The sequence below is a fragment of the Mycobacterium sp. NGS17 genome, from assembly GCF_059813205.1.
Window position 1 is genome coordinate 249,909 of record NZ_JCALED010000001.1, and the last position, 25,964, is coordinate 275,872.

General features: G+C 65.3%; 25 protein-coding genes and 1 tRNA gene. 11 read left to right on the forward strand and 15 right to left on the reverse strand.

Translation table 11 applies throughout. The features are described 5' to 3' along the window. Window positions 1–68: 68 nt before the first annotated feature. The gene (locus tag AC5Y7E_RS01160) at window positions 69–3,242 is read left to right on the forward strand and encodes an AAA family ATPase (RefSeq protein ID WP_499947218.1); all 3,174 of its coding nucleotides are present in this window, start codon (window positions 69–71) and stop codon (window positions 3,240–3,242) included. A 24-nt stretch (window positions 3,243–3,266) separates the two neighbouring features. Here the strand turns inward: AC5Y7E_RS01160 and AC5Y7E_RS01165 are convergent, their stop codons facing one another. Next, window positions 3,267–3,824 (reverse strand): TetR/AcrR family transcriptional regulator, encoded by a 558-nt coding sequence (locus AC5Y7E_RS01165; RefSeq protein WP_499917424.1) that lies wholly within the window; start codon window positions 3,822–3,824, stop codon window positions 3,267–3,269. A gap of 197 nt (window positions 3,825–4,021) precedes the next feature. Here AC5Y7E_RS01165 and AC5Y7E_RS01170 point away from each other — a divergent pair, with 197 nt between their 5' ends. Then, window positions 4,022–5,236 carry a cytochrome P450 gene (locus tag AC5Y7E_RS01170; RefSeq protein ID WP_499917423.1) on the forward strand — a complete coding sequence of 405 codons (1,215 nt, stop codon included), beginning with the start codon at window positions 4,022–4,024 and terminating at the stop codon, window positions 5,234–5,236. A 2-nt stretch (window positions 5,237–5,238) separates the two neighbouring features. On the opposite strand, the gene cwsA is transcribed toward AC5Y7E_RS01170, so the two are convergent. Continuing rightward, complete coding sequence (cwsA, locus tag AC5Y7E_RS01175; RefSeq protein WP_499917422.1) at window positions 5,239–5,673, reverse strand: cell wall synthesis protein CwsA; 435 nt, start codon at window positions 5,671–5,673, stop codon at window positions 5,239–5,241. Window positions 5,674–5,831: 158 nt separating this feature from the next. Here cwsA and AC5Y7E_RS01180 point away from each other — a divergent pair, with 158 nt between their 5' ends. Next, window positions 5,832–6,380, forward strand: a complete 549-nt coding sequence (locus AC5Y7E_RS01180) for a peptidylprolyl isomerase (protein ID WP_499917421.1) — start codon at window positions 5,832–5,834, stop codon at window positions 6,378–6,380. Window positions 6,381–6,401: 21 nt separating this feature from the next. On the opposite strand, the gene AC5Y7E_RS01185 is transcribed toward AC5Y7E_RS01180, so the two are convergent. Next, complete coding sequence (locus AC5Y7E_RS01185) at window positions 6,402–6,827, reverse strand: PH domain-containing protein (protein WP_499917420.1); 426 nt, start codon at window positions 6,825–6,827, stop codon at window positions 6,402–6,404. 155 nt (window positions 6,828–6,982) lie between these two features. Then, window positions 6,983–7,264, reverse strand: coding sequence for a cell division protein CrgA (gene crgA, locus AC5Y7E_RS01190; protein WP_499917419.1), 282 nt, complete (start codon window positions 7,262–7,264; stop codon window positions 6,983–6,985). Window positions 7,265–7,394: 130 nt separating this feature from the next. Between crgA and AC5Y7E_RS01195 the strand changes: the two genes are divergently transcribed. Together AC5Y7E_RS01195 and AC5Y7E_RS01200 are read left to right on the forward strand one after the other, a co-directional pair. Continuing rightward, window positions 7,395–8,138, forward strand: a complete 744-nt coding sequence (locus AC5Y7E_RS01195) for a DUF881 domain-containing protein (RefSeq protein ID WP_499917418.1) — start codon at window positions 7,395–7,397, stop codon at window positions 8,136–8,138. Between the two features lie 48 nt (window positions 8,139–8,186). Beyond that, window positions 8,187–8,873: an aminodeoxychorismate/anthranilate synthase component II gene (locus tag AC5Y7E_RS01200; RefSeq protein ID WP_499917417.1), complete on the forward strand. Its 687-nt coding sequence runs from the start codon at window positions 8,187–8,189 to the stop codon at window positions 8,871–8,873. On the opposite strand, the gene pknB is transcribed toward AC5Y7E_RS01200, so the two are convergent. From pknB to AC5Y7E_RS01235, 7 genes are all read right to left on the reverse strand, one after another. Beyond that, window positions 8,851–10,731, reverse strand: a complete 1,881-nt coding sequence (gene pknB / locus AC5Y7E_RS01205) for a Stk1 family PASTA domain-containing Ser/Thr kinase (RefSeq protein ID WP_499917416.1) — start codon at window positions 10,729–10,731, stop codon at window positions 8,851–8,853. The two genes, AC5Y7E_RS01200 and pknB, sit on opposite strands and share 23 nt — an antisense overlap. Then, the gene (locus AC5Y7E_RS01210) at window positions 10,728–12,011 is read right to left on the reverse strand and encodes a serine/threonine-protein kinase (protein WP_499917415.1); all 1,284 of its coding nucleotides are present in this window, start codon (window positions 12,009–12,011) and stop codon (window positions 10,728–10,730) included. The genes pknB and AC5Y7E_RS01210 overlap by 4 nt, the downstream gene beginning before the upstream one ends. After that, on the reverse strand, window positions 12,008–13,486 hold the full coding sequence (gene pbpA, locus AC5Y7E_RS01215) for a D,D-transpeptidase PbpA (RefSeq protein ID WP_499917414.1): 1,479 nt from the start codon (window positions 13,484–13,486) through the stop codon (window positions 12,008–12,010). The genes AC5Y7E_RS01210 and pbpA overlap by 4 nt, the downstream gene beginning before the upstream one ends. Further along, window positions 13,483–14,889 carry an FtsW/RodA/SpoVE family cell cycle protein gene (locus AC5Y7E_RS01220; protein WP_499917413.1) on the reverse strand — a complete coding sequence of 469 codons (1,407 nt, stop codon included), beginning with the start codon at window positions 14,887–14,889 and terminating at the stop codon, window positions 13,483–13,485. Before AC5Y7E_RS01220 ends, pbpA begins: the two co-directional genes overlap by 4 nt. Continuing rightward, the gene (locus AC5Y7E_RS01225; protein WP_499947219.1) at window positions 14,886–16,394 is read right to left on the reverse strand and encodes a PP2C family protein-serine/threonine phosphatase; all 1,509 of its coding nucleotides are present in this window, start codon (window positions 16,392–16,394) and stop codon (window positions 14,886–14,888) included. The genes AC5Y7E_RS01220 and AC5Y7E_RS01225 overlap by 4 nt, the downstream gene beginning before the upstream one ends. Window positions 16,395–16,446: 52 nt before the next feature. Continuing rightward, complete coding sequence (locus AC5Y7E_RS01230) at window positions 16,447–16,914, reverse strand: FHA domain-containing protein FhaB/FipA (protein ID WP_007771646.1); 468 nt, start codon at window positions 16,912–16,914, stop codon at window positions 16,447–16,449. 124 nt (window positions 16,915–17,038) lie between these two features. Next, window positions 17,039–18,700 (reverse strand): FHA domain-containing protein, encoded by a 1,662-nt coding sequence (locus tag AC5Y7E_RS01235; RefSeq protein ID WP_499947220.1) that lies wholly within the window; start codon window positions 18,698–18,700, stop codon window positions 17,039–17,041. Between the two features lie 253 nt (window positions 18,701–18,953). Here AC5Y7E_RS01235 and AC5Y7E_RS01240 point away from each other — a divergent pair. Further along, a tRNA-Leu gene (locus tag AC5Y7E_RS01240) sits at window positions 18,954–19,036 on the forward strand. Window positions 19,037–19,113: 77 nt separating this feature from the next. On the opposite strand, the gene AC5Y7E_RS01245 is transcribed toward AC5Y7E_RS01240, so the two are convergent. Next, window positions 19,114–19,473 (reverse strand): nuclear transport factor 2 family protein, encoded by a 360-nt coding sequence (locus AC5Y7E_RS01245; RefSeq protein WP_499947221.1) that lies wholly within the window; start codon window positions 19,471–19,473, stop codon window positions 19,114–19,116. Between the two features lie 56 nt (window positions 19,474–19,529). Continuing rightward, window positions 19,530–20,024: a DinB family protein gene (locus AC5Y7E_RS01250; protein WP_499947222.1), complete on the reverse strand. Its 495-nt coding sequence runs from the start codon at window positions 20,022–20,024 to the stop codon at window positions 19,530–19,532. A gap of 297 nt (window positions 20,025–20,321) precedes the next feature. On the opposite strand from AC5Y7E_RS01250, the gene AC5Y7E_RS01255 reads away from it, so the two are divergent. From AC5Y7E_RS01255 to AC5Y7E_RS01275, 5 genes are all read left to right on the forward strand, one after another. Continuing rightward, a complete protein-coding gene (locus AC5Y7E_RS01255; protein ID WP_499917408.1) occupies window positions 20,322–20,930 on the forward strand; it encodes a GNAT family N-acetyltransferase in 609 nt (202 codons plus the stop codon). A 125-nt stretch (window positions 20,931–21,055) separates the two neighbouring features. Then, window positions 21,056–22,960: a TNT domain-containing protein gene (locus AC5Y7E_RS01260; RefSeq protein ID WP_499947223.1), complete on the forward strand. Its 1,905-nt coding sequence runs from the start codon at window positions 21,056–21,058 to the stop codon at window positions 22,958–22,960. Further along, window positions 22,960–23,436, forward strand: a complete 477-nt coding sequence (locus AC5Y7E_RS01265; RefSeq protein ID WP_499947224.1) for an Imm61 family immunity protein — start codon at window positions 22,960–22,962, stop codon at window positions 23,434–23,436. The genes AC5Y7E_RS01260 and AC5Y7E_RS01265 overlap by 1 nt, the downstream gene beginning before the upstream one ends. Window positions 23,437–23,568: 132 nt before the next feature. Beyond that, entirely contained in the window at window positions 23,569–24,000 is a 432-nt protein-coding gene (locus AC5Y7E_RS01270) for a hypothetical protein (RefSeq protein WP_499947225.1), read from the forward strand. A gap of 106 nt (window positions 24,001–24,106) precedes the next feature. Beyond that, complete coding sequence (locus tag AC5Y7E_RS01275; RefSeq protein ID WP_499947226.1) at window positions 24,107–24,532, forward strand: hypothetical protein; 426 nt, start codon at window positions 24,107–24,109, stop codon at window positions 24,530–24,532. A 100-nt stretch (window positions 24,533–24,632) separates the two neighbouring features. Here AC5Y7E_RS01275 and AC5Y7E_RS01280 read toward each other — a convergent pair whose 3' ends face one another. Further along, on the reverse strand, window positions 24,633–24,962 hold the full coding sequence (locus AC5Y7E_RS01280) for a GNAT family N-acetyltransferase (RefSeq protein WP_499917405.1): 330 nt from the start codon (window positions 24,960–24,962) through the stop codon (window positions 24,633–24,635). Then, window positions 24,949–25,944, reverse strand: coding sequence for a pirin family protein (locus tag AC5Y7E_RS01285; RefSeq protein WP_499947227.1), 996 nt, complete (start codon window positions 25,942–25,944; stop codon window positions 24,949–24,951). The genes AC5Y7E_RS01280 and AC5Y7E_RS01285 overlap by 14 nt, the downstream gene beginning before the upstream one ends. Window positions 25,945–25,964: the final 20 nt, after the last annotated feature.

Consider the following 25,964-nt stretch of genomic DNA (forward strand, 5'->3'; position numbering starts at 1 on the left):
GGGGGCCCGACGGCCTATTCTGTGAAGATTCCAGCAAACGCGGGGGGCAAGGATCGGCGGAGGGTCGGATGGCGGCCGTAGGAGCGTGCCAGGCGTGTGGTACCCAACTCCTCCACGATGCGCGGTTCTGCCACGGCTGCGGCGCGGCAGTCGCCGAACCCGCCGCACCTGCGGAATACAAGCAGGTTTCGGTGTTGTTCGCCGACGTAGTGCATTCCATGGACATCGCAGCGACCGTCGGCCCCGAGCGACTGCGCGAAATCATGGCCGCACTGGTGCACCGCTGCACCAAGGTGGTGCACCGCTACGGGGGCACGGTGGACAAGTTCACCGGCGACGGCATCATGGCGGTGTTCGGGGCACCGGTAACCATGGAGGACCACGCGTTTCGCGCCTGTCTGGCGGCCTTGGGCCTCCAGGAGGAGGTCAAGTCGCTCGCCGTCGACGTTCGCGAGCGCGACGGAGTGGACCTTCAACTGCGGGTGGGGCTCAACTCCGGTCAGGTGATCGCGGGCGAACTCGGTTCGAAAGCGTTGGGCTACACCGCCATCGGTGAACAGGTCGGAATGGCGCAGCGGATGGAATCGGTGGCGCCGGCGGGTGGAGTGATGCTCAGCGAATCCACCGCCCGACTCGTTCAGCAAGTCGCCATGCTGGCCGACGCCGAGCAGGTGCGCATCAAAGGCAGCGCCAACCCGGTGCTGGCCCGTCGTCTGATCGGCCTGACCGGCGGGCCGCAACGAAGTCGCGACCTGCAAGGCGCATTGGTCGGGCGAGAGCTGGAAGTCACAACGATCGCCGGCCTGCTGGATCGATCGAAGGGCGGGCGCGGATGCGTGGTCTGTGTCGCCGGGCCGGCGGGCATCGGCAAGACGCGACTCGCCGACGAGACCGTCGCGTTGGCGCTCAGCAAGGGCGTCGAGGTGGTCTCGGCCTTCTGTGAGTCACACACCAGTGATGTCCCTTTTGTCGGGGCGGCGGCGCTGCTGCGTGCGGGGCTCCGAATCGCCGAGCTCGATGACGAGCCGGCCCGGGCACAGGTACGGGCCAGGATCCCCGACGCCTCCGATGAGGACGTGCTGTTGCTCTACGACCTGATGGGCATCCGAGACCCTGACACCCCCCCTCCGACGATTCATCCCGACGCGCGGCGACGGCGGCTGACCGCTCTGATCAACTCGATGTCGCTGGCCCGCACCCAACCTGTCCTCTACGTGATCGAGGATGCGCACTGGATCGATGAGGTCAGCGACTCGCTGGTGGCGGACTTCCTCGCGGTCATTCCGCGGACGCCGTCGATGGTGCTGATCACCTACCGCCCCGAATACACCGGTCTGCTCGCGAGTGTGCCTGGAGCGCAGACGATCTCGCTCTCGCCCTTGAGCGAGGCGGAAACCGCGGCGCTTCTCGACGAGTTGTTGGGCCCCGATCCGTCAGTCGCCGGGATCAAAGCGCTTGTCGCCGAACGGGCCGGCGGGAACCCGTTCTTTGCGCAGGAGATGGTGCGCGAGCTCGCCGAGCGAGCGGTGCTCGAAGGCGACCGCGGCGGTTTCACCTGTGGTGCGGATCTGGCCGAGGTGACCGTCCCGGCGACGCTGCAGGCCACCATCGCCGCGCGCATCGACCGTCTGGACCCTGATGCCAAGCAGACGCTGAACGCCGCGGCCGTGATCGGCTCGCGATTCACGCCCGAGCTACTCGAGGCGGTGGGCAATGCACCCGTCCTCGATACGCTCGTGAAGGCCGCGTTGATCGATCAGGTCCGTTTCACGCCCACCGCGGAATTCGCCTTCCGCCACCCGCTGATTCGCAGCGTGGCTTACGAGTCACAACTGCGGTCCGATCGCGCCGTGATGCACCGGCGGCTGGCCGGCGCCATCGAGGCGCGTGAGCCGGAATCCGCCGACCAGAACGCGGCGCTGATCGCCGAACACCTCGAAGCCGCGGGCGACCTGCGGGACGCCTACGGCTGGCACATGCGCGCGGCAACCTGGGCGACATACCGCGACATCGCCGCGGCGCGGCTCAGTTGGGAAAGTGCAACGCGGATCGCCGACGCGTTGACCGCCGATGACCCAGACCTGGTCACCATGTGCATCGCCCCCCGAACCATGTTGTGCGGGATCGCCTGGCGGCTGCATGTGAACGACGTCGGAGACCGTTTCGACGAGCTGCGCACATTGTGCAACGCCGCGGGGGACAAGGCGTCGCTGGCCATCGCGATGGCGGGGCTGGTGGTCGATCACGCGTTTCAGGACAGGGTGCGCGAGGCGTCGCGGCTGGCTTCGGAGGCCGTCGCCCTCATCGAGTCCATCGGAGACCCGACTTTGACGGTTGGGCTCTCCTTCACCGCGATCCGCGCCAAGATAGGGACCGGCGAGTGGGCCGAGATGCACCGCTTGTCGCAGCGGGTCATCGACCTGGCCGACGGCGACCCCACCAAGGGCAATTTCCTCTTCGGGTCGCCCCTCGCGCTCGCGTTCGCCCAGCGGGGCACCGCCCGTTGGGCCCTGGGTCGTACCGGATGGCGAGACGACCTGAAGCGCGGCGTTGCCATGGCGCACGGCGCCGACTCCCTGTCCTACGTCACGGTCGTCAGCTATGTGTACACCACGGGCATACCGGCCGGTGCGCTTCGACCCGACGATTCCACCCTGCGCGAGATCGAGGATGCGCTGGTGATCGCCCAACCGTCCGGCGACAACCTCCAATTGGGCGTCGCCTGGCTGACTTTGGGGCTGGCGCTGGTGCACCGCCCCACGGACGACGAGCGTGATCGCGGACAGCAACTTCTGGCCGAGGTCCGCGAAGTGTTCCGGCGCGGGGGGCACTTCCTGTGCGACATACCGATGCTCGACGTGTACGTGGCACGCGAGCAGGCGCGCCGCGGCGAGCGCGACCATGCGATACCGCTCATGCGCGCCGCGGTCGACCATCTCATGCTTGGGGGACAAGGGCTTTCGTGGGGTACTTTGACCACCGGTGTCCTGGTGGAGACGCTGCTCGACCGCGGGACCGAAAGCGATGTCAGCGAAGCCGCGGCCGCAATCGAACGGGTGGCGTCCGAGCCTGCCGATGGGCACCTGGCGATGCGTGAGACCTGGCTGCAGCGGATGCGCGCCGCGCTGGCGCGCGCCCAAGGCGACGTCGAGGCCTACACGCGCCTCAGGGATCGCTACCGTGACTTGGCGAAAACCCTTGGCTTCGAGGGACATATCGCGTGGAGCGAGGAGATGCCCTGACAGCGGCGGCTGCTCGCTGCGGGCCTAGCCCCGCTGCCTCGTATACGACGAACCCAGAAACCGTTCCACCAAGGCGCGCTCGGCGGCCGCATCCTTGAGCGGCCATCCCCACAGCGCAAGGAAGACGCGGATCAGCCACTGCGCGGCCAGCGGATCGTCATTGTCGGGCCCCAGCATTTCGGCCGCCAGGGCCGTGACGGTCGGCGAGCTGATGACCCAATCGCTGACCGGGGCCGCGTGGATCGACCGCATGAGTTGAGCCAGTGGGTCGGAGCGCAGGCGCTCCAGCGCCATGATCGTGGCCGTCACGACGCGCTCGGGGCCCCGAAGGTCCTTGATGGCCTCTCGGATCTTATCGACGATGCGAGCCGCTTGAATACCGACGACGGCGTCGCGGATGGCCGCCTTACCGCCGGCATGCCGGTAGATCGTCGCGGGTGAGCAGTGCACCCGGGCCGCCAAGGCCTCGATCGTGAATCCTTCGTATCCCCGGCGAGCGATGATGTCGGCGGCCGCGGCGTAGATCCGTTCGACGGCTTCGCCACGGCGGTCGCGGCCCACCAACCAGTCGTCACGCGGCATCCACCCATGTTCCCCCACAATGCGGAGCACAGAAACAGTTCTCGCAGCCTGAGAATTTTGTGGCGATCTCTCTCAACCGAACGGCCTGCTGGCGGGCGGTCCACGCGGTCATCCGCGCTCGACGTCTGCCGCGACCGCCCCTCAACTTTCCCGCGATCCATTGACCGCCGGGGCGAGAGGCACCGAGCCTGAAGCGCATGACGGTCTTGGACAGCGCAACCCGGTTCTTCGGCAGCGAGGCGATACAGGATCCCTACCCGCTGTATGACCGGATGCGCGCCGAGGCACCCGTGCACCGGATCGGCGACTCGGTGTTCTACGCCGTGTGCGGTTGGGATGCGGTGCAAGAGGCCGTGGAACGGGTCGACGACTTCTCGTCGAACCTGACGGCGACCATGGTCTTTCACGAGGACGGCACCGTCACACCGCTCGACATGGGATTGCCCGGAGCCCCGATGCACGCGTTGGCCACCGCGGACGACCCTGTGCATGCGCTGCATCGCAAGCTTCTGCTGCCGCACTTATCAGCCAAACGCGTGCGGATCATCGAGGAATTCGCCGTCGGAACCGCGGACCGGCTCTGGGAAGAGAACCTGCGCGACGGCCAGATCGAATGGATGAGCGCCATCGCCAACCGGTTGCCGATGATGGTGGTCTGCAAGCTGCTGGGCCTGCCCGACGACGACGCCGACAAACTCATTCGGCTCGGCTACGCCACCACCACACTGCTCGACGGGATCGTCACTCCCGAACAGGTCACGCAGGCCGGGCTGGCCGCGATGGAGCTGTCCGGCTACGTATTGGAGCATTTCGAAAAGGCCAGCGGCAAGCCAGATTCCGGGTTGATGGGCGACCTTGCGGCGCGCTGCGCCTCGGGGGAACTCGAGCAACTCCCGGCGTTGGGCATCATGCTCACGCTGTTCAGCGCCGCCGGCGAATCGACCGCATCGCTGCTGGGCAGCGCGGCGTGGATCCTCACCGACCGTCCCGCAATCCAACGGCAGCTTCGCGAGAACCCCGAATTACTAGGCACTTTCATCGAAGAGACCTTGCGGTTCGAGCCGCCATTTCGCGGTCACTACCGCCACGTGTGGCGCGACACCACGCTAGGAGGGGCCCAGGTGCCGGCCAACTCCCACCTGCTGCTGATGTGGGGAGCGGCCAACCGCGACCCGGTGCACTTCGAGGCCCCAAACGAATTCCGCCTGGACCGCACCGCCGCCAAGAGTCATCTGAGCTTCGGCAAGGGCGTGCACTTCTGCGTTGGAGCCGCACTGGCCCGGTTGGAAGCCACCATCGTGTTGCGCATGCTGCTGCAGCGCACCACCTGGATCGATGCGGCCGATATCGGGGAATGGCTGCCGAGCATCCTGGTCCGGCGCCGCGAACGGTTGGGGTTGGTCGTGCGGTGACCCTAGGGACGCGGCTGCACGTCGACGCTGGGCGGCCGCGACTGCGGCTCCTGAGGCTTCGCGCGCACGGAGCGCCGGACGACGCTGAACGCGGCGGCACCCCCGACCAGGACCGCGACGGCGACCCCCGCGAGAACCAACGGGCGCTTACCGCGACGCTGCGCGCGGCGCGCGTCCTGTAGCGCTTGGGGCAGGCTCGTGACCACTTCCTGGGCGGCGGCCAGCTCCTGGGCCAAGGTTTCCTGGGCAGAGGCGAGGTCCCGGGCCAGCCGCCCCTCTTGGTAGCGGCGGCGCAACTGCGAGGCGGTCGACCGCGCGGACTGAACACTCAGCCCGACAACTCCCCGGGTGACGTCCACCGGTCCCTGCGCCGAATAGGTCAGGCCGCGGGAAAGTCGCTGCCGCGGGGTCAGCCGGGAATCCATCTTCGCCCTCATCTGCCGCCTCTCTGTCCCGCCGATTGAGCCTGCCGTGGCGCCGGCCGATTTCTGAACAGACTGCCAGCATAGGGACGTCGGCGTCCGCGGTGTGTACTCGCCGCGATTTGCGCGGGATTCGGCGTGGGTGACACCGCGTGCGGCGACGCCCGCCCGTAGTGGCAGACTCTCATGCCGTGACCAACAGCCCCTTTCAGACTGCTACCGCCACGCTTCACACCAACCGCGGCGACATCAAGGTCGCCCTCTTCGGAAACCACGCGCCCAAGACCGTCGCCAACTTCGTCGGCCTGGCACAGGGCACCAAGGAGTACTCGACGCAGAATGCATCGGGAGGCTCCTCCGGCCCCTTCTATGACGGCGCGGTTTTCCACCGGGTGATCCGGGGTTTCATGATCCAGGGCGGCGACCCGACGGGAACCGGTCGCGGCGGCCCGGGCTACAAGTTCGCCGACGAATTCCACCCCGAACTGCAATTCGACAAGCCCTACTTGCTGGCGATGGCAAACGCCGGCCCGGGCACAAACGGCTCGCAGTTCTTCATCACGGTGGGCCAGACCCCGCACCTGAACCGTCGCCACACGATCTTCGGTGAAGTGACCGACGCCGAGTCGCAGAAGGTCGTCGATGCGATCGCGACGACCGGCACCGACGGCAACGACCGCCCCACCGAGCCGGTCGTCATCGAGTCGATCACGATTTCCTGAACCGGCCCGGACGGGCGTAGGTCAGTCCCGCTGACGGCCCGCGTAGCCGGCTGCAGTCAGTGCGTCGAGCACGCCTACCGGGTCTGTCCCCAGGTCCCAGCGAGAGAACAGCACCAGGTCGCCGTCGGCCGTCTCGACCTCGAGCAACCGCACCTTGCGTCCGTAGCGGCGGAACTCGATGATGCGGATGATCTTGATGTCGGAATGCTGCAATACCTGCGTCCGGAACCAGCCGCGCAGCATGAGACCACCGGGCGTGATTGCCAGCTTGGGACGCGCGTGCCACGACACGCCGGCAAACAAGATCAGACCTGCCGCGGCAACGCCCGCAAGAATCCGGCCGGGCGGGTCTGTGACCACGGTCACAGCGGCGATAGCCATCAAAACGCCCGCGGCTCCACAACCAGCGATTCCGGCGGCGTGCGGCTCCCATTGTGTTTGCTGCATGCGCTTCTTAACCCCTCCCACCACTGCCTATGCAGTTATCCACATCAGCTATCAACAGTGGGGATAAATCACACGCGTGTGATTGGGTGGCCGGATAGTTGCTGACGCGGTGTCGAATTAGACCGAAAATGAATTCATTACGCCGACCGTCCTGGTCAGTGCCAGCGCATCGTGAGCAACAAGCCGGTGATCATGAAAGCGAACGCGATGGCGTAGTTCCAGGGGCCCAATTGCGCCATCCAGTTCAGGGCGGTCGGCGCGTTGCTGCCGACCGCGGCCAACTGGAACACCATCAGCCAGACCAGACCGATCAGCATGAGGCCGATGAACAGCGCGACGAACCACACGCTCGATGGTCCGACCTTGACTTTCACCGGGGTGCGGCTGACCGAGCTGACGGCGAAGTCGTTCTTCTTGCGGACCTTGGACTTGGGCATGATTACCTCGCGGATTACCTCAACGACACGGTGAGCGGGACGGGGTGCAACGATAAACACTGCAACTGCAACCCATGGCTTGGCTACGAGACTAACTCACCTGCAACGGTGACCAGGAAATGGAGACGCGATGACGCAGACGCGCCGGTCGCCATGGCGCTTCGGCGTCCCGGTCGTCTGTCTGCTGGCCGGACTTCTGCTCGCCGCCACCCACGGAGTCTCCGGCGGCGCCGAAATCCGCCGCAGTGATGCCCCGCGGCTGGTGGACTTGGTCCGCGAGACCCAGTCTTCGGTGAACCGGCTGAATGCCCAGCGCGAAGCCCTGGCGGGCAAGATCGACGCCGCGCACGGGCGGTCGCCGGATGCGGCGCTCGCGGCGATGCTGCGGCGCTCCGCCCAGCTCGCCGGTGAGGCGGGGATGAGCCCGGTGCACGGACCGGGCCTGGTGGTGACCCTCGCGGATGCGCAGCGCGACGCCAATGGGCGGTTCCCCCGGGATGCATCCCCCGACGACCTGGTGGTGCATCAGCAGGACATCCAGGCGGTGCTCAACGCGTTGTGGAGCGCCGGCGCCGAGGCGATCCAGATGCAGGATCAGCGGATCATCGCGACATCGGTGCCGCGCTGTGTCGGCAATACGCTGCTGCTCAACGGGCGCACCTACAGCCCGCCGTACACGATCACCGCGATCGGCAACGCGACGGCCATGCAAGCCGCCCTCGCCGCCGCTCCCCTGGTGGTCCTGTACAAGCAGTACGTCGTCCGCTTCGGCCTCGGCTACCAAGAAGAGGTCAAGTCCGACGTGCAGGTCGTCGGCCATTTCGAGCCCGAGCGGCTGCATTCCGCGCGGCCCGACGGCCCGATCGGCTACTGACGCCTACTGACCGGTATCGGCACGGCCATCGGACGGTAACCTGGCACGATGCGGATCCTGGTCGTCGACAACTACGACAGCTTCGTGTTCAACCTGGTGCAGTACCTCGGTCAGCTCGGTGTGGACGCTGAAGTCTGGCGCAACGACGACACCCGCCTGTCCGACGAGGCCGCAGTGGCCGGTCAGTTTGACGGGGTGCTGCTCAGCCCGGGGCCGGGCACCCCGGAGCGCGCGGGCGCGTCCATCCAGATGGTTCGGGCGTGTGCCGCCGAGCGGACTCCGCTGCTCGGGGTCTGCCTGGGGCACCAGGCCATCGGCGTCGCATTCGGTGCGACCGTCGACCGCGCCCCGGAACTGCTGCACGGCAAGACCAGCAGCGTCCACCACAGCAATACCGGTGTGCTACAAGGACTTCCGGATCCCTTCACGGCGACCCGCTACCATTCGCTGACCATTCTGCCCGAGTCGCTGCCGCCCGTGCTTCAGGTGACGGCTCAGACCCGCAGTGGCGTGATCATGGGCGTGCGGCACACCGAACTGCCGATTCACGGCGTCCAGTTCCACCCGGAGTCGATCCTGACCGAGGGCGGTCATCGAATGCTGGCGAACTGGCTCGCCGATTGCGGGTGGGAGCGTAACGACACATTGGTGCGGCGGCTCGAGAACGACGTGCACGCCGCGGTGCGGCCGTACTTTCCGGCCGACCCGACCGCTACTGACCGAACTTCAGCGTGATGATGCCGTCCCGGTTGACCCCGGAGCCGGCCGGCGGGTTCTGATAGACCACCCGATGGGACTGGGAGCCGCCGGCGTCGACGTCGGCGCCCTTGTCCAGAATTCCCGTCCAGCCCAGCGCGCGTAGCCGCGGTTCGGCGTCGGTCCAGAACATGCCGGACAGGTCGGGCATGACGAACTGGTTGCCCTTGGACACCTGCAGCTCGATCACCGAGTCCACCGGAACCATCTGTCCCTTGGGCGGATTGGTCCCGATCACCTCACCGGCCGGGCGGGTGCTGTCCACCTGCACCTGGGTGACCTTGCTGAATCCGTAGACGGTCAGGTTCTTCTGTGCGATGTCGACGGTTTGGCCCGCGATATCGGGAACCTGCTTGGTCTCCGGCCCCGATCCGACAATGAGCGTGACAACGTTGGTGATCGCCGACGTCTGATTGGCCGGCGGGTTGGTCCCGATCACCTTGCCCAGCAGTTCCGGGGTCGACGGGGAATTGGCCTGCTTGAACTTACTGAAGCCGGCGGCCTTCAGCTTGCTGACCGCGTCGGAGTAGCTCAGCGAGGACACGTCGGGCACCTCGCGCTGCTCCGGCCCGGTGGAGACGTTGATGGTGATCTCGTCGCCCGCGTTGACCGACGCGTTGGCGCCCGGATCGGTGCCGATGACATGGTCGGGCGGGATGGCCGAGTCCGGCTTCTGCAGGGTGCGGGTCTTGAAGCCGCGATTCTGCAGCGCCGCGATCGCATCGGCGGACACTTGCCCGCGCACGTCGGGCACCTGCACGTCACGGGTATTGCCGCCGAATGTGTTGAAAGCAATGACGACAACGATCGTCAGCACCGCGAGCGCGGCCACCGCGACAATCCAGCGGCCGACCGAGCCGACGCTGCGGTCCTCGCCCGCGTCGGCGAGAACCTGACGGGGCAGCGGGTCGGTCCGGGACGGGCCGGAGTTGCCCACATTGGCCGACATCAGTGAGCTCCGGTCGGCGTCGGTAAGCACCTTGGGCGCCTCGGGTTTCTCGCCGTTGTGCACCCGAATCAGGTCGGCACGCATCTCCGCCGCGGTCTGATAGCGGTTGTCGGGATTCTTGGCCAGCGCCTTGAGCACCACGGCGTCGAGGTCGGCGGAGATGCCTTCGTGCCGCTGCGACGGCGGGATCGGGTCTTCCCGAACATGTTGGTAGGCAACGGCCACCGGCGAGTCACCGGTGAAAGGTGGTTCGCCCGTGAGGATTTCGTAGAGAACGCAACCCAACGAATACACATCGGAACGAGCATCGACGGCGTCACCGCGAGCCTGCTCGGGGGAGAGATACTGCGCGGTTCCGATTACCGCGGCGGTCTGGGTAACGCTGTTGCCGCTGTCGGCGATCGCGCGGGCGATGCCGAAGTCCATCACCTTGACCGCGTTGGTGGTGCTGATCATGATGTTGGCCGGCTTGACGTCTCGGTGGATGATGCCGTTCTGGTGGCTGAAGTTCAGCGCCTGGCACGCGTCGGCGATGATCTCGATGGCCCGGCGCGGTGGCAGGGGGCCGTCGGTGTGCACGATGTCGCGCAGGGTTACCCCGTCGACGTACTCCATGACGATGTAGGGCAGCGGCCCGGTGGGCGTCTCGGCCTCGCCGGTGTCGTAGACGGCGACGATCGACGGGTGATTCAGCGCGGCGGCGTTTTGCGCCTCACGCCGGAAGCGCAGGTAAAAGCTCGGGTCGCGGGCCAGATCCGCGCGCAGCACCTTGACCGCGACGTCGCGATGCAGTCGGACGTCACGGGCCAGGTGAACCTCGGACATACCGCCGAAGCCGAGGATTTCGCCCAGTTCGTAGCGGTCGGACAGGTGTTGCGGCGTGGTCATTGCGGTGTTCCGTGTCGGGCCGGCACGTTGTGGAAGCCGGAGGTCCCTATTGTCCCGGCATCGGGCCAATTAATTCGCATTTCGGGACGGGCCCCAGCACCGCTCGGAGTCTTGGTCGGCGGCGGCCCCGAGGCGGGCGGTGTCCCCGTGTCGGTCACCGTCGGCGGCTGTTGCTGCTGGTCCGCCCGCGAATTGATGACGATCAGCACCGCAATGATGATTGCCAGCGCGCCGAGCACACCGGCGGCCCACAGCAACGCGCGCTGACCAGAGGAGAAGGTGCGACGGGCAGGGGGCGTGCGGTGGCCGCCGGTCGTCGGCCGCGAGCGACGGGGCGCGGCGCTTCGGCTCGGGGACACCGCAGCGGCGCGGGTGGTCGGGCTGGACGGGATGGCTGCCGGCGAGGCCCGGCCGGCGGGCGGTGTCGCACTGGGCCGCGGCGGGCGACGGCCGGCCCGTACCGCGGCCACGGCGTCGGCGAACGGCCCGCCGCTGCGGTACCGCATCGCCGGGTTCTTCACCAGCGTTATCTCGATGAGTTCGCGCACGTTGGGCGGCAGCTCCGCGGGCAGGGGCGGCGGCGGTTCCTTGATGTGCTTCATCGCCACCGTCAGGGCACCGTCACCGGTGAACGGCCGCTTGCCCGATACCACCTCGTACCCGACGACGCCCAGCGAGTACACGTCGCTCGACGGGGTGGCGTCGTGGCCCAGGGCCTGTTCCGGCGCGATGTATTGCGCGGTGCCCATCACCATTCCCGTCTGGGTCACCGGAGCGGCGTCCACGGCCTTGGCGATACCGAAGTCGGTGATCTTCACCTGGCCCGTCGGGGTGATCAAGATGTTGCCGGGTTTGACGTCGCGGTGCACCAGGCCGGCGGCATGCGCCACCTGCAACGCACGACCGGTCTGCTCGAGCATGTCCAGTGCGTGCCGCAGCGACAGTCGGCCGGTCCGCTTGAGCACCGAATTCAGCGGCTCGCCGTTGACGAGCTCCATCACCAGATACGCAGTCCGGCCCTCCCCGTCCAGCTGGCTCTCGCCGTAGTCGTGGACGGCCGCGATGCCCGGGTGGTTGAGCATCGCGGTGGTACGCGCTTCGGCGCGGAACCGCTCGATGAACTCGGGATCCTGGGAGAACTCCTGCTTGAGCACCTTGACCGCGACGCGCCGGCCCAGCCGGCTGTCTACCGCCTCCCACACCTGACCCATGCCGCCGGTGGCGATCAGGCGCTGCAGACGGTATCTGCCGGACAGCGTCACACCAACTCGCGGGCTCATGGTCCTCCCTGTAGCGCGGCCTGGATCACAGCCCGTCCGATCGGCGCGGCGAGTGCACCCCCCGTCGCAGACAGGCGGTCGGCGCCATTCTCCACCAACACCGCCACAGCGACCTTCGGGGTCTGTGCGGGCGCGAAAGCGATGTACCAAGCGTGCGGCGGTGTATGCCGCGGATCGCTGCCATGCTCCGCGGTACCAGTCTTCGATGCGATCTGCACGCCGGGAATGGCCCCTTTCTGCTGTGCGACCTTCTCGGCGCCGACCATCAGCTCTGTCAGCTTAGCGGCGACCTGCGGCGACACGGCGCGCCGCTGCTCATACGGTGCCGTGGTGCTGATCGTGGTCAGGTCGGGCCCCTTGAGGCTGTCGATCAAGTAGGGCTGCATCGTCACCCCGTCGTTCGCGATGGTCGCGGCGATCTCGGCGTTCTGCAAGGGCGTCAGCGCGACGTCCTTCTGGCCGATGCTCGACATCCCCAGCGCCGCGGCGTCCGGGATGATCCCCACGGTCGACTCCGCGACTTGCAGCGGGATGACGCTCGGCGTGCTGTCCAGACCGAACGAGCGCGCCATGTTGCGCAGCGCATCGGATCCGGTGAGGAGCCCGAGCTGGACGAACGCGGTGTTGCAGGACAGGGCGAACGCCTGCCGCAGGGACACCGTCGGCTCGTTTCCACACGGCTCGCCGCCGTAGTTCTCCAAACTTGCGGTGCTGTTGGGCAACGGAATGGAGGGTGCGGCGGTCAGCTGTTCGGTGTCGGAGGCGCCGGCCTGCAGCGCCGCCGCCGTGGTGATCACCTTGAAGGTGGACCCCGGCGGGTATGTCTCGGAGATCGCGCGGTTGGTGAGCGGATTGTTCGGGTCGTCACGCAGCTTCTGCCACGCCTGCGCCTGGACTTCGGGATCGTGCGACGACAGCAGGTTGGCGTCATAGGACGGCGATGACACCATCGCCAGAATCTTGCCGGTCGCCGGTTCGAGGGCGACGACGGCGCCCTTGCACGGCGGTCCGCCGCAGTCCTGTTGCATCGCATCCCAGGCGGCGCGCTGGACCCGCGGCTTGAGCGTGGTGTCGACATTGGCGCCACGCGGGTCGCGGCCGGTGAAGAAGTCGGCCAGCCGGCGGCCGAACAGCCGCTCGTCGGACCCGTTCAACAGTGGATCTTCGGCGCGTTCCAGACCGGTGCTGGAATAGCGCAACGAATAGAAGCCGGTCACGGGGGCGTACTCCGCCGGGTTGGGATACACGCGCAGGAAGCGGTAGCGGTTGTCGGTGGCGACCGAATAAGCCAACAGCTGCCCGCCCGCCACAATCTGGCCGCGCTGGCGCGAGTACTCATCGAGCAGAACCCGCTGGTTGCGCGGATCGGCGCGCAACGAGTCCGCGGCGAAGACCTGCGTCATCGTGGCGTTGATCAATAGCAACACGATCAACGCCATCACGGTCACCGAGATACGGCGCAGCGAGGCGTTCATACTTTCTCGATCACCTCGGTGCTGGCCGCGGCGATCGACGGCTTGCGGGCGCGGGTGCGCAGGGGACGACGGGCGCTGTGCGAGATCCGCGCCAGTATGGCCAGCAGCACGTAGTTCGCCAGCAGGGATGAGCCGCCGTAGGACATCCAGGGAGTCGTCAGCCCCGTCAGCGGAATGAGCTGGGTTACCCCGCCGACGACAATGAACAGCTGAAGGGCCAGGGTCGACGCCAGGCCCGCGGCCAGCAGCTTGCCGAAGCTGTCACGGGTGGCGATCGCCGTGCGCAGGCCCCGCACGATGACGATGGTGTAGAGCATCAGGATGCTCGCCAAACCCACCAACCCCAGCTCTTCGCCGAACGCGGCGATGATGAAATCGGTTGAGGCGGCGGGCACCGTATCCGGCTGACCGTTACCGAGGCCGGTCCCGAAGATCCCGCCGGTGGCAAAACTGAAGAGCGACTGGACGATCTGGTAGCCGCTGCCGTCGGGGTCGGAGAACGGGTCCCACCACATCTGTACCCGCACGCGGACGTGGGCGAAAATGTAATACGCGACAACGCTTCCCGCGGCGAACAGCACCAGCCCGATACCCACCCAACTGAAGCGTTGGGTGGCGAGGTAGACCACCACCAGGAATGACGTGTACAGCAATAGCGAAGTGCCAAGGTCCTTTTCGAAGGCCATTACGCCGACCGAGATCACCCACGCCGCCAGCAGGGGCGCGAGGTCGCGGGGCCGGGGCAGCGTCAAACCCATGAAATGCTTGCCAACGCTGGTGAACAGGCCGCGCTTGGCGATCAGCACCGCGGAGAAGAAAATCAGTAGCAGGATCTTGGAGAACTCGGCGGGCTGAATTGAGAAGCCGGGCAGGCGAATCCAGATCTTGGCGCCATTCTGTTCGGACAGCGATGCCGGCAACAGGGCGGGAATCACCAGAAAGATCAGACCGGCCAGGCCGCATATGTAGCCGTAGCGCGCAAGCTGCCGATGGTCTTTCAAAAACGTGACCACCAGGGAAAAGGTCACGACGCCGATCAGGGTCCACAGCATCTGCTGGGTCGCGCTGGGGTGGTGCCGGCCGCTGAGCTGATTGGTGACCAGATCCAATCGGTGAATCATCACCAGGCCAAGGCCGTTGAGTAGTGCCACTATTGGCAGCAATAGCGGATCGGTGTAGGGCGCGAAGCGCCTGATGGCCATGTGCGCCGAGCCGAACACGACAAGGAACACCAGCCCGTAGCTGATGGCGGTCCAGTGCAGATCGCGCTGTTGGTTGGCTTCGACGATCAGCAGCGCGGCGACGGTGATCAGTGCGGCGAAGCCCAGGAGCAGCAACTCGGCATTGCGCCGGGTAGGCAACGGGGGTGTGACCGCGACCGGCGGCTGCAGCTGTGTCGTCATGCCACCGTCCGGCAATCGATGCCTGGTTGAGGTGGCGGCCCGGGAAGCGCGGTCACTGGCTGCGACGTGGTCGTCGGGCCTGCCGGCGCGGAGTTCGCGGGGCCGTTGGCGCTCGCGCCCGGTGGGGGGCTGGGGCTCGGAGAGCCGGTGTTCGGTGGTGCTGGTGGTGCTGTCGTGCCGGATTCTGGTGTTTCGCCGCGGGTGCCCGGTGATCCGGGGGGAGACGTGGCGCGCGGGGGCGGACAGATGGGCAATAGATATTCGGCCAGCAGCTGGCGCAGCTGCGACTCGGCCTGGTCCAGGCTGCCGCCCGGCAGTCCGGTTTGAACTTGGACTTGTCCGGGGCGGCGCAGGTCTTGCAGCGTCATCAGCTGGCAATTGGCATGGCCGTCGGATTGCCCGTAGCTGACGAGAGAGAGCTCGTTCCGGGTGTTGAGGCAGCCCACCAGATAGGGATGTTGCAACTGTATGCCCAGCAGGGTGCCCTGGATTCCGCGGACGATGGAGACCCGACCGTTGTACTCGGCCACGTAATAGTTGCGCTGGATAACCCACCATCCGACGCCGAGGCCCGCCAGCACCAACAGCACCGCCAGGGCGCCGGCAAAGAACATCTTGCGCCGCGGCCACCGCGGTCGCTGCGGTGTCTCCGGTTGCGGCGCAACGCGTTTGGCAGACTCATCGCGGGGCCGAATCGCTGAGGCGCGCCCGGCCGAGGTGTTGGGCAGGGTCATCTGATCTTCGTCGCCCGACACCGCGCCGGCGAGGATCGGTTGGGTCTGCCCGTAGTCATAGTCGACCACGTCGGCGACCACTACGGTCACGTTGTCCGGGCCGCCGCCACGCAGCGCCAGCTCGATGAGGCGGTAGGCGGCCTCGGCGACGTCGGGTATCTGGAGGGCCTCGAGGATCGTCTCGTCGCTCACCGGATCGGATAACCCGTCCGAGCACAGCAGATAGCGGTCACCGGCGCGCGCCTCGCGCATGGTCAGCGTCGGCTCGACCTCGTGACCCGTGAGCGCCCGCATGATCAACGACCGCTGCGGGTGGCTGTGCGCCTCTTCCCGGGTGATCCTGCCTTCGTCGACCAAGGTCTGGACGAATGTGTCGTCCTTAGTGATCTGGGTCAGCTCCCCGTCGCGCAGCAGGTAGCCGCGCGAGTCGCCGATGTGCACCATTCCGATGCGGTCGCCCGCGAACAGGATCGCGGTAAGGGTGGTGCCCATCCCCTCGAGCTCTGGCTCGGCTTCCACCTGGGCGGCGATGGCCGCATTGCCGGAACGCACCGCGTTGTCGAGCTTGGCCAGCAGGTCGCCGCCCGGCTCGTCGTCATCCAGGTGGGCCAGGGCCGCGATCACCAGTTGGGAGGCCACCTCGCCGGCCGCGTGACCACCCATGCCGTCGGCGAGCGCGAGCAGTCGCGCGCCGGCATAGACGGAGTCTTCGTTGTTGGCGCGTACCAGGCCGCGATCACTACGCGCGGCATATCGCAGGACCAAGGTCACGGGCGTGCCCCCACGATCCCCGGTGCTCCGGCACCATCGTCGTAGGCCCGGATCACGGGCGCAACTCAATCGCCGTTTTGCCGATTCGAATCGGCGTTCCGATCGGAACTCGTACCGCAGTCGTCACCTTCGCCCTGTCAAGGTAAGTGCCGTTGGTCGATCCTAGATCCTCGACGTACCACTCCGAGCCGCGCTGAGACAGCCGGGCGTGCCGCGTCGAGGCGTAGTCGTCGGTGAGCACCAGCGTCGAGTCGTCAGCCCTTCCGATCAACACCGGCTGTCCGCTCAGCGTGATGCGGCCGCCCGCCAGCGCGCCTTCGGTGACAACCAGATAGCGGGCCGCATGCCGGCGCTGGCGTGACGGCAGCAGAGTGCTGCGCAGCGCCAAGCCGCGGCGCACCATGACGGCACCGGTGGGCGCGTAGATGTCGGTCCGAAGTATTCGCAGCACGGACCAGATGAAAACCCACAGCAGCATTAAAAAACCGGCGCGCGTCAGCTGCAGTACCAGTCCCTGCATCTGGCGTCCTTTCCGTCCTAGCGTCGCATCCCTGGCGCCCGTGACTCCGAGCACATCGGCTACGTCACGATACTTGGACGGCGGATGACACGGGGCAAAGCACGGCAGCGTTAAGCCCAGTGGCTTAGTGGATCCGGACGATGATCTCCGAATGGCCCAAGCGGATCACGTCGCCGTCGGCCAGCTGCCACTCCTGGATCGGTGCGTTGTTCACCGTGGTGCCATTGGTCGAGTTCAGATCCGACAGCAGCGCGACCTGTCCGTCCCAGCGGATTTCGAGGTGACGCCGTGACACGCCGGTGTCGGGCAACCGGAATTGGGCGTCTTGTCCGCGGCCCACGATGTTGGAGCCCTCGCGCAGTTGATAGGTGCGGCCGCTGCCGTCATCGAGCTGAAGGGTGATCGTCGTTCCACCGGCGCCGTAGCCGCCCTGGCCGTAGCCGCCGTAACCGCCCTGTTGCCCGTAGTCGGCGGACTGGCCGTAGTCGGCCTGCTGTCCGTATTCCGGTTGTTGGCCGTACTCCGGCTGCTGGCCGTAGTCGTACTCCGGGCTGGCGGTCTCCGGGTAGCCGCCGGCTTGACCGCCGTACGCCCCGCCCTGCGCGTGCTCGGAGTACTGGGTGTACTCGGCGGAGCCGTAGTCCTGGCGGCCGTATCCCCCGCCCTGCTGGTAGCCCTGGTCGTATCCGCCGCCCTGCTCGGGGTAACCGGGTCGTTGTTCTGGCGGGGCGTAGCCGCCCTCGTCTTGGCGGGCCGGACCGCGACCGTAATCGCCGTAGCCGCCGTAGCCCCGCTGGCCACCGCCCTGCTGACCACCGGGAGGGGCATAACCGCCGGCCTGCCGGTACCCCTGGTCGTAGCCCTGGCCGCCGTAGCCGCCGGGCGCGGGCGGACGCTGCTCGTAGGACTGCGGGTAGCCACCCTGTCCCTGCTCGGGATAGCCGCGCTGGTCTTGGTAGCCCTGCTGCTGAGGGGCATAGCCGCCCTGGCCCTGCTGGTCGGGGTAGCCGCGCTGGTCCGGATAGCCGCCCTGGTCCGGGTAGCCCTGCTGAGGTGTGTAGCCGCCGCCGTGTCCCTGTTCGGGGTAACCACCCTGGTCCGGGTAGCTGCCCTGCTCGGGTTGGCGGGGCGGCGGGTAGCCCTGCTGAGGTGGGTAGCCGTGCTGCTGTTCGGGTGGATATCCGCCCCGCTGGTCTGGTGGTCCCTGCGGGTCTGGGCCACCGCGCGCGTCGTCCTGCGGGCGCCCGTAGCGGTCGTCGTAGTACTCGTCGCCGGATCGGCCCGGCCCCTGACCCCCGCGGTAGCCAGAATTGTCAGTCATTGGTGCTACTCCTCGTTCTTCGCCGAACGCGTTATTTGATTGTGGCCGGACGGGGTCGTCGACCGTCGGGCGGGGCTGGACATCAGGGTTGACAGCACCGCGGGCGCGGTACTGGCCGGTGTGCAGGTTCGACGACTGCTCGAACCGAACGACCACCTCACCATACGTTTGCCACCCCTGTTCGTGGATGTAGTCAGTCAAGTACCTCGCGAAACCGCTCGACCTGAGATTCGAATCGGCGCTCACCTTCTCGAAGTCGTGCATACCGAGGGTAATGATGTATTCGTTGGGGGCCAAAAGGCGGTTTCCGTGAAGTTTCTGCACGCCGTCACGAGCCTCGCGGCATAACAGGGCTTCAACCTCTTGCGGAACGATCGATCCACCGAATACCCGGGCAAAGGCGTTGTCTACCGTCGCCTCGAGTTTGCGCTCGATCCGCGTGACCAGCCCCCGTTGGCTACTCATGTCCTACCGTTCGCGTGCACTTGCCATCAGGTATTGCCGTTGGTCGGCAAACGAATCACCCCAGCGCTGGCACACTCCCGCATCGTATCGGGACATCGTGGCGCTGCGGCACTTTCGAAATCGTGAGAACTGAATCGGCCCAGTTCAGAGCCGTGCGCGCCACCGGCCGTTCGGTGCGGTACGGCTTCGGATCCCGCTTCGCCGGTTCGAGAATCGGGCCATTAGAGTGATATGGTCCATCGGTTGTTTTTCCGGGCGAGTGGCGGAATGGCAGACGCGCTGGCTTCAGGTGCCAGTGTCCTTCGGGACGTGGGGGTTCAAGTCCCCCTTCGCCCACACTGAGCGGTTCGACGACAGGTCACGGCCTCGAAAGGGGTCGTGACTTTCGTTTTTGTGGAACTGCATTCGCCTCGCTACGTACCGGCGAGGCGATAGGTTCCGTGTCCCTCGACGATCGCGCCGTCGCGGAACGTCAAGACCTCGTTGACCGGCTCGCCGATCTGGTTGCGATACGCGATGACGATCGTGTCGATGCCTTGGTAGACGCCTTCGACGGAGAACCTCAGATCCGGCATGCGTGCCAAGGCCCCTGTCCAGTACTGGCGCAAGGCTGCCTTGCCGCGGACCACGCCCTGCGTTTCCGGGAAGAGCTCGGCTGCCACCGGCGATGTGAATACGACGTCGTCATGAAAGTCGGCGAGGACGGCTTCGACGTCGTGAGCGTTCCAGTTGCGCACCCACCGTTCGCTGAACGCGACCGCATCGACATGCATGTCGGCACTGTAGCGCCGGGATTCAGCGACGCTTCTAGCCGAACGCCGGGTCGGGGTCATAGTTGGCGACGAATGTCGAGAAGATGGTGCTGCACTTCGTGCGCGGTGTGCACCGCGACCCAGCGTAACGACCGCTCACTGGTTTCGGGGTAGTGATAGACGAGCGTGCGGTCCCAGTCATCGGCGGAAAGCCGGGCTAGCACATTGCTGAATAGCGTTGCGGCGTCGGCCAATTGACGAGCAACTCCGACGGGATCCTGCTCGATGTAGCCGTCGTGCTCGGCGCGTACCTCGCGACCCATGGACGCGCAGTCGGCGCCATTGACCCGCCGCGCCGCGAGCACCCGCTCGCGTTGCACGAGCAGCACATCGCGTAGATGGCACCCGTACTCCAGCGGAGACCACACGTCGGGCCGCGCACGCAACCGTACGTCGCCGTCACTACAAAGAAGCGCACCGACTTCGGCTGCCCCTTCGCGGATGTCATCGCCGGCGGTTGCGGCACGCCGCAGGTCATAGCTGAAACCGCATTCGGCGCAGGGGCCCGTCACGGGATCATCATTTCAGACCGGACCTTGAGCGTCCGCACCAAACGGTGAGAGTGACGGCACGATTCAAACCTGTTGTGGCTGTGGTGATTGCCAGCAGGCCCAGGCCCACAGGATGCGGGCCGCCGATCGCCGGCGCGATCGGGCGGCTGATGGCCTCGACCGAGATTGAGACACGCCACCCAAGGGCGGGTCAGGGTAGCCTAACCTAATTTGACGCGGTAGGGTCCGACCCGTGACGTTGACTAATCCCCCTCGACCCCGCGCCGTCGACGATCAACCGCTCGGCACTCTTCCGTCGTGACCGGCGTACCTGTAGCCGCGCTCCCCCGCGAGCTCACCCATATCTCCGAGGCGGTCCGCCAGGTTCCTCCTCCGCCGGTTCCAGAATTGTTGCCGCCAAACATGATTCGCGTCGCCGACCCCGACGGAGCAGACGCAGAGATCGTGGCGGAGTGGATGAACCGCCCGCACCTGGCCACCACCTGGGAGTACGACTGGCCGGTGACCCGTTGGCGCAAACACTTGCGAGCACAGGTCGACGGCGCCTACTCGCGGCCGCTGATCCTCAGCATCGACGGTGTGGACCGCGGCTACTTGGAGATCTACCGGGCCGCCAGGGACTCGATCGCTCGGTGCTACGACAGCCAGCCACACGATCTGGGACTGCACGGGGCAATCGCAGACGAGGAGCTGATGAACCGGGGCCTTGGTCCCCTGATGCTGCGCAAGGTCATCGCGAGCCTTCTGGTCAAAGACCCTGCGTGTCAACGGATCATGTTCGATCCAGACCACCGCAACACGACGGTGCGCCGCCTCTGCGAGTCGCTGGGTTGCGAATTCCTCGGCGAACACGACATGCCGAATCGGCGGATGGTGCTGTACGCGCTGGAGCGCTCAACTGCTTAACCGGGCTCCGCGAGCAGAGTGAATTGACCCGCGTCCAGTGATAAGTAACGCTATGGGCAGCTCAGACGGTTGGAAATTTCTGCCCGCGATGAGATGCCCGCAGCTCGCTAGCCCTCAACGGTGTCATGGGACTTCCCTATATAGATAAGAATGCGCTGATCGCTGAAGCTGGCGGCGACCCATGGGCGATCAACGCGAGTCTGCAATCCGGCAGCCCTCTGCAAATTTCCAATCTAGCCAAGGCATTCCATCGCGCAGGCCGATGCACTGCGGAATCCGACAACGCTTTCCAGCAAGCCCTCACCCGCTTTGAAGCCGCCTGGAATCACCAGGATGGCGGTCATCCGATCAACGACTCCGCAGAAGTTCAACGGGTCGTGCAATTTCTGGGCGCGCAGTCCTTGCAACTGCCCAAGATCGGTACAGATCTTGAAAACATCGCTGCGGCATTGGCCGATGCACAAAAGGCAGGCGCCGCGCGGATCGCCACCCTAGATGCGCAACTGAAAAACATTTCAGACTCGGTAGTCCACGCTGTGGCGCTGCTAAACGACACCAGCCTCAGCGGCGCCGATAAGGACGCCGTGCATGCCTTCATCAACACCTGCGAAGACGACGCCGTGCGCGACACCAAGGCGGCACTGGCTGCACTGCAATCAATTCGCAACGGCTATTCCGACGGCCTGCAGAAGTCGCTGACCAATCTTCACGCCGAAGGGTACGACGGCGCGCCACTTCATGGTGCCGACGCCGACGGGGTCGCTCCGCCGTCTCCCGACCAGCAAGCCGCCTTGGCCGACATTCGCCAAGCCATAAAACAGGCGGTAGCCGACCAGCTGGCCAAGGTGCGCGCTGCGCGAGACGCGCTGAACAAAGCCGCGGCAGACCTCTATATCCACGGTCCAGGCTCGCCGGAAGGCGATGCCGCCAATGCCAGGCTGCCCAAACTGAAGGCAGACCTTAAGGAAGCTCTCGACGGCCTGCGCAAGATACCCGACTACGACGGCATCGACCCCGCATCGATAAATGTCACTCCCGACGGGCATTTCATGTTCACCTACAACGTCAACGGGCAGTCCGTACAAGCTTTCGGCCAGCTCAAGAACGGCACGGGTGAGTTCTTCGACCAAGCCACCGGTACGTACTACACCTTCAACGGCGGCAAGTTGACCGGCATGCGCACGCCTGACCCCGGGCAGGTGCAGGCCACGCCCGAACCGCTATGGACCGCCATCACCCTTGCCGTCGGTGGGCCAGGGCTGAAGGCAGGCGGGGAGGCACTTTTACAGGGCGCGAAAATGCTGTTCGGCCGTGAAGCTTTCGAGGGCCTGACGTCGGAAAGTCTGACGGCCCAGAGCCTCAGTGGCACACAGCTGCGTGAGGCTTTTGATCTCCCCCCGCGCAGCACGCCCGGAATCGGCGGTGAACCCGTTCCGGGCACTCACCCGCTTGAGCCGCCTCCGGTCGAGCACACTCCGCCGGCCGACGTACCCGTCGAACACGCACCCGCGGCGCCTCCCGTCGCGCCCGTGCCCGATAGCCTGGTGCCGCTGCCGCCGGATCACCCGCCGCCGCCACCACTTGCCTCCGACCATCCTCTGTTCGACGGATACCATCCCGTTGAGCCGGGCCCCGAATTCACCCATCCTGACGGCAGCCTGCGATATCCCGACGACACGCTAGCGACCAAACCTTATGCAGTACCCGGGACTGTCGTTCCAGACGCTCAACTGCCGGCTGGGACGGTAATCGGCCGGTTCGGCTATCCCGTCGGCGGATACTTAGCTCCCGAAGGAACTCCGTTTGCCGAGCTGGCATTACCACCAGATAGTGCTGTCAAACCGTACTTTCAGTACGTCGTGAACGACCCCGCTCGGCTCCCGCCGGGCTGGCACATCGAGCAGTCAAAAGTAGCTCCCTGGTTCCATCAGCCGGGGGGTGGCCAGCAGTTTCGCATCATCAACGAATATGGAGAGACTGGTGATGTCGCGGAGTTGGTCAGGTGGGGATACTTGAGAAGGATTAATTAATGGTAGATTTCTCTCGCTTGTCGGTAAATTGGCGTCGTTGGGCGCCAGGATTGGGCGGCGGCGATATTCGCATCACGTCCGATTGCGAAGACTGCGCGATTTGCTTCGAAACTGACGGCTATTCTGTGCATCTACGTGACGATGGTAATTGGTGGATAGTGGATACGGTTAATGACCGCGGCCAGCGACGTAGCGGCGAGGCAAAGCTGTCGAACTTCGCCTTAGCAGAGAAATATCTGATCTGGAATTGGGCTACGACCGTGCGGTCTGACCTCGCGTCGGGCCCCCTGGGCGCTGACCTTGCAAGGCAAGGGTTTGCCCCGGATGTGGAAGTATCTGAAGTCGATAGCAGGTACAAGATTTGTTCGGACCACGGTTGTGCCGTCCTGTCCGTGGTGAATGCCACCATTTTCAGCCATCTCATTGACAAATCTGTAGATGACATCGAACTCATGGTTACCGCAGGGCCGAAGTAGTCCCACCGCAAAGATCGAACTGAACAAAAACCCTATACCGCTGCGAACTCTCGGACTGTCACCACCCTGAGGCGCACCGATACAAGTAATCGATTGCTATACCGTGCTACCGCCAAAGATCGGAGGTTAGCAGTGAAGACGCTGTTAGAGTTCATCGTTCACAATGTTGGCTTTCTTTACCTCGACCCAAGGTACAAAATCGCAGACTCGTCTACTCGAGGTCTTCAGTATATTGATGCATCGCTTTCGTTTTCCAGCGAGCAACTTCAATGGGATATTGTGAACGATCGCGGCATAATCTATTTCGTAGCGATACCATTCATTCAAAATCTCTCCGATTATTTTGCGCTTCCACTCATCCGCCAGTACTTGGAGCAGACCGATGACGCAGCGCAGGGCCAGCCAGTGGAACAGGCCAATTGGCTGTCGCAAAACCTGCACCGTGTTGAGGAACTATTCGCGGATAAGTGGACCGCGCCGCGCGTATGTGACGAACTGGCGGCTTTACGTCTCTCGAACTCATCCAAAAGCTGGGGATGGCCGAAATCAGACGGCGCGAGCTAGCTACATTTACGGCCCGCAATCTAGGGAAAACCGATCGCGAACGCTTTACGCTCTCTGTCGGCGTCGTGCAGCAGTCGACTCACGCCACCCGAAGGAGCGCGATAGAGTGAAAACCCTCCTAGAATTCTTCCTGCGGTACTTCGATTTTCTGTATTTAAACCCCGACTACCGCATTACCGACTCGACCACTTCAGGAAGCCCATCTATTAACGCTTCCCTGAGCTTGGCTGGCCCGGTCGTCAGCTGGGATCTTTCCAACGACAGGGGTCAGGTTCGTTTTGCCGTTGCACCAACCAAGTTGGCAACGGTGCCAGATAACTGGTTTCGGATACCGCTGGTTCGGCAGTACCTGGATGGCTTCGATGAGATGAGCTCCGTATCTTCAGAGGAAACAGCAGCTTGGATTCGCGAAAACTTGGCACGCCTCGAACAACTTTTTAGTGACGCAGAGGCGGACCGATCGTGTCAGGAACTTCTAAATTTGGCGAAGTCGCTTGCAATTAAATACTTTTGTGCTCCGGAGGGCGAGTAGCCGAGCCTGATAGGCGAGCCACTTTTCGGGTTTGATGCTTCGATGGTTGGGGCACAGCAGCGAGCGACCGCTAAATGTGGCTCACCGCTGAACTTGCCACCTACGAGCGCACCCACTGCGTGATCTCCGGAGTGACCGGGTCGGTGATGTCGTCGAATTCAGGATGCTTCTTGAGCACCGTGCCGATCATCGAGCACACCGGAACGATGCGCTTGCCCTCATCCCGCGCCTCGTTGAGCGCCTCCTCGACGAGGATGGTCGCCAGCCCGCGTCCGCCATACGCCGGATCGATTTCGGTGTGGTAGAAGACGCGCTGATCACCGCGGTCGGCGAAATCGGCCAGCCCTACCGTCTTCCCCTCGACGGCGATCGTGTACTTGCCGTCCTGAAGGCTAACGGTGGCTTCCGCACCGGTCTTATCGGTTGTCATCTGTGCTTCCCTTTCTTTGCGGTGTAGGCCTGGGCCGCAGCCGAGCGGTCGGCAACGGCGGGGCGGGTAGGCGGGCGAGCGCTCCCCGGTATCCCTGGACGGCGCCGAATCGGTCGTCGGCGTCCTCCCACAGTCGGCGGTAATTGACGATGTCCTCGTGGCTTCGTCCGACGAAGTTCCACCACATCACCAATTCTTCGGTGAACGGGGCACCGCCGAGCAGCAGCACCCGCGCGGGTCCCTCCCCCGCGTTGTGCACCTGCAAATGGGCCCGGCCGGGACCTCGGTAGGCCAACTCGGCGATCGCCAGGGCCGTCCCGTCCACGTCTACGGTCCCCGAATCATTCAGCACCCCATGCTCGAAGGCCGGGTCCACGTCGATGTCCAGCGTGGCCGAAGGCTCGAGGTCAATCTGGGCGCCCAGCAACGGCGTAAACGTCGGTACCGGCGATCGGCTGCCGGCCAGCTCGCCCAAGAAGACGCGCGCCTGCGCACTCGCCAGCGCCACGGGCTCGGGCGCGTAATGAGCGAAATCTCGCGCTGTTTCGCGAGCGGATGCGGGCAACGCGACCCAGAGCTGGACACCGTGTAGTCGGGCGTCGGAATCAACCGAAACTTCCGAATGGCAGATGCCCGCCCCCGCGGTCATCAGATTCAGCTCGCCGGGCCGAACGGCCGCACGCACGCCGGCGCTGTCACGGTGCTCCACTTCCCCACCGAACAACCAACTGACTGTTTGTAGTCCCGTGTGGGGGTGCGGAGGAACGTCCATTCGCGCGGCGACCGGCCCATAATGGTCGATGAAGCACCACGCCCCGACGAGCGAACGCTGCCGTTGCGGAAGGGTACGTTGCACCCGGATCGCCCTGGGGCCGCCCAACGGGACGTCCCGCGGTTGCAGGATTTCCACCGTCGGTGAATCGCCCAGATGTTGTGAAGCAGCACAAGCGACTTCGGCCGGGGAGGCTTCAAGATTGCTCATCCTCCACCCTCCGTCGCGGG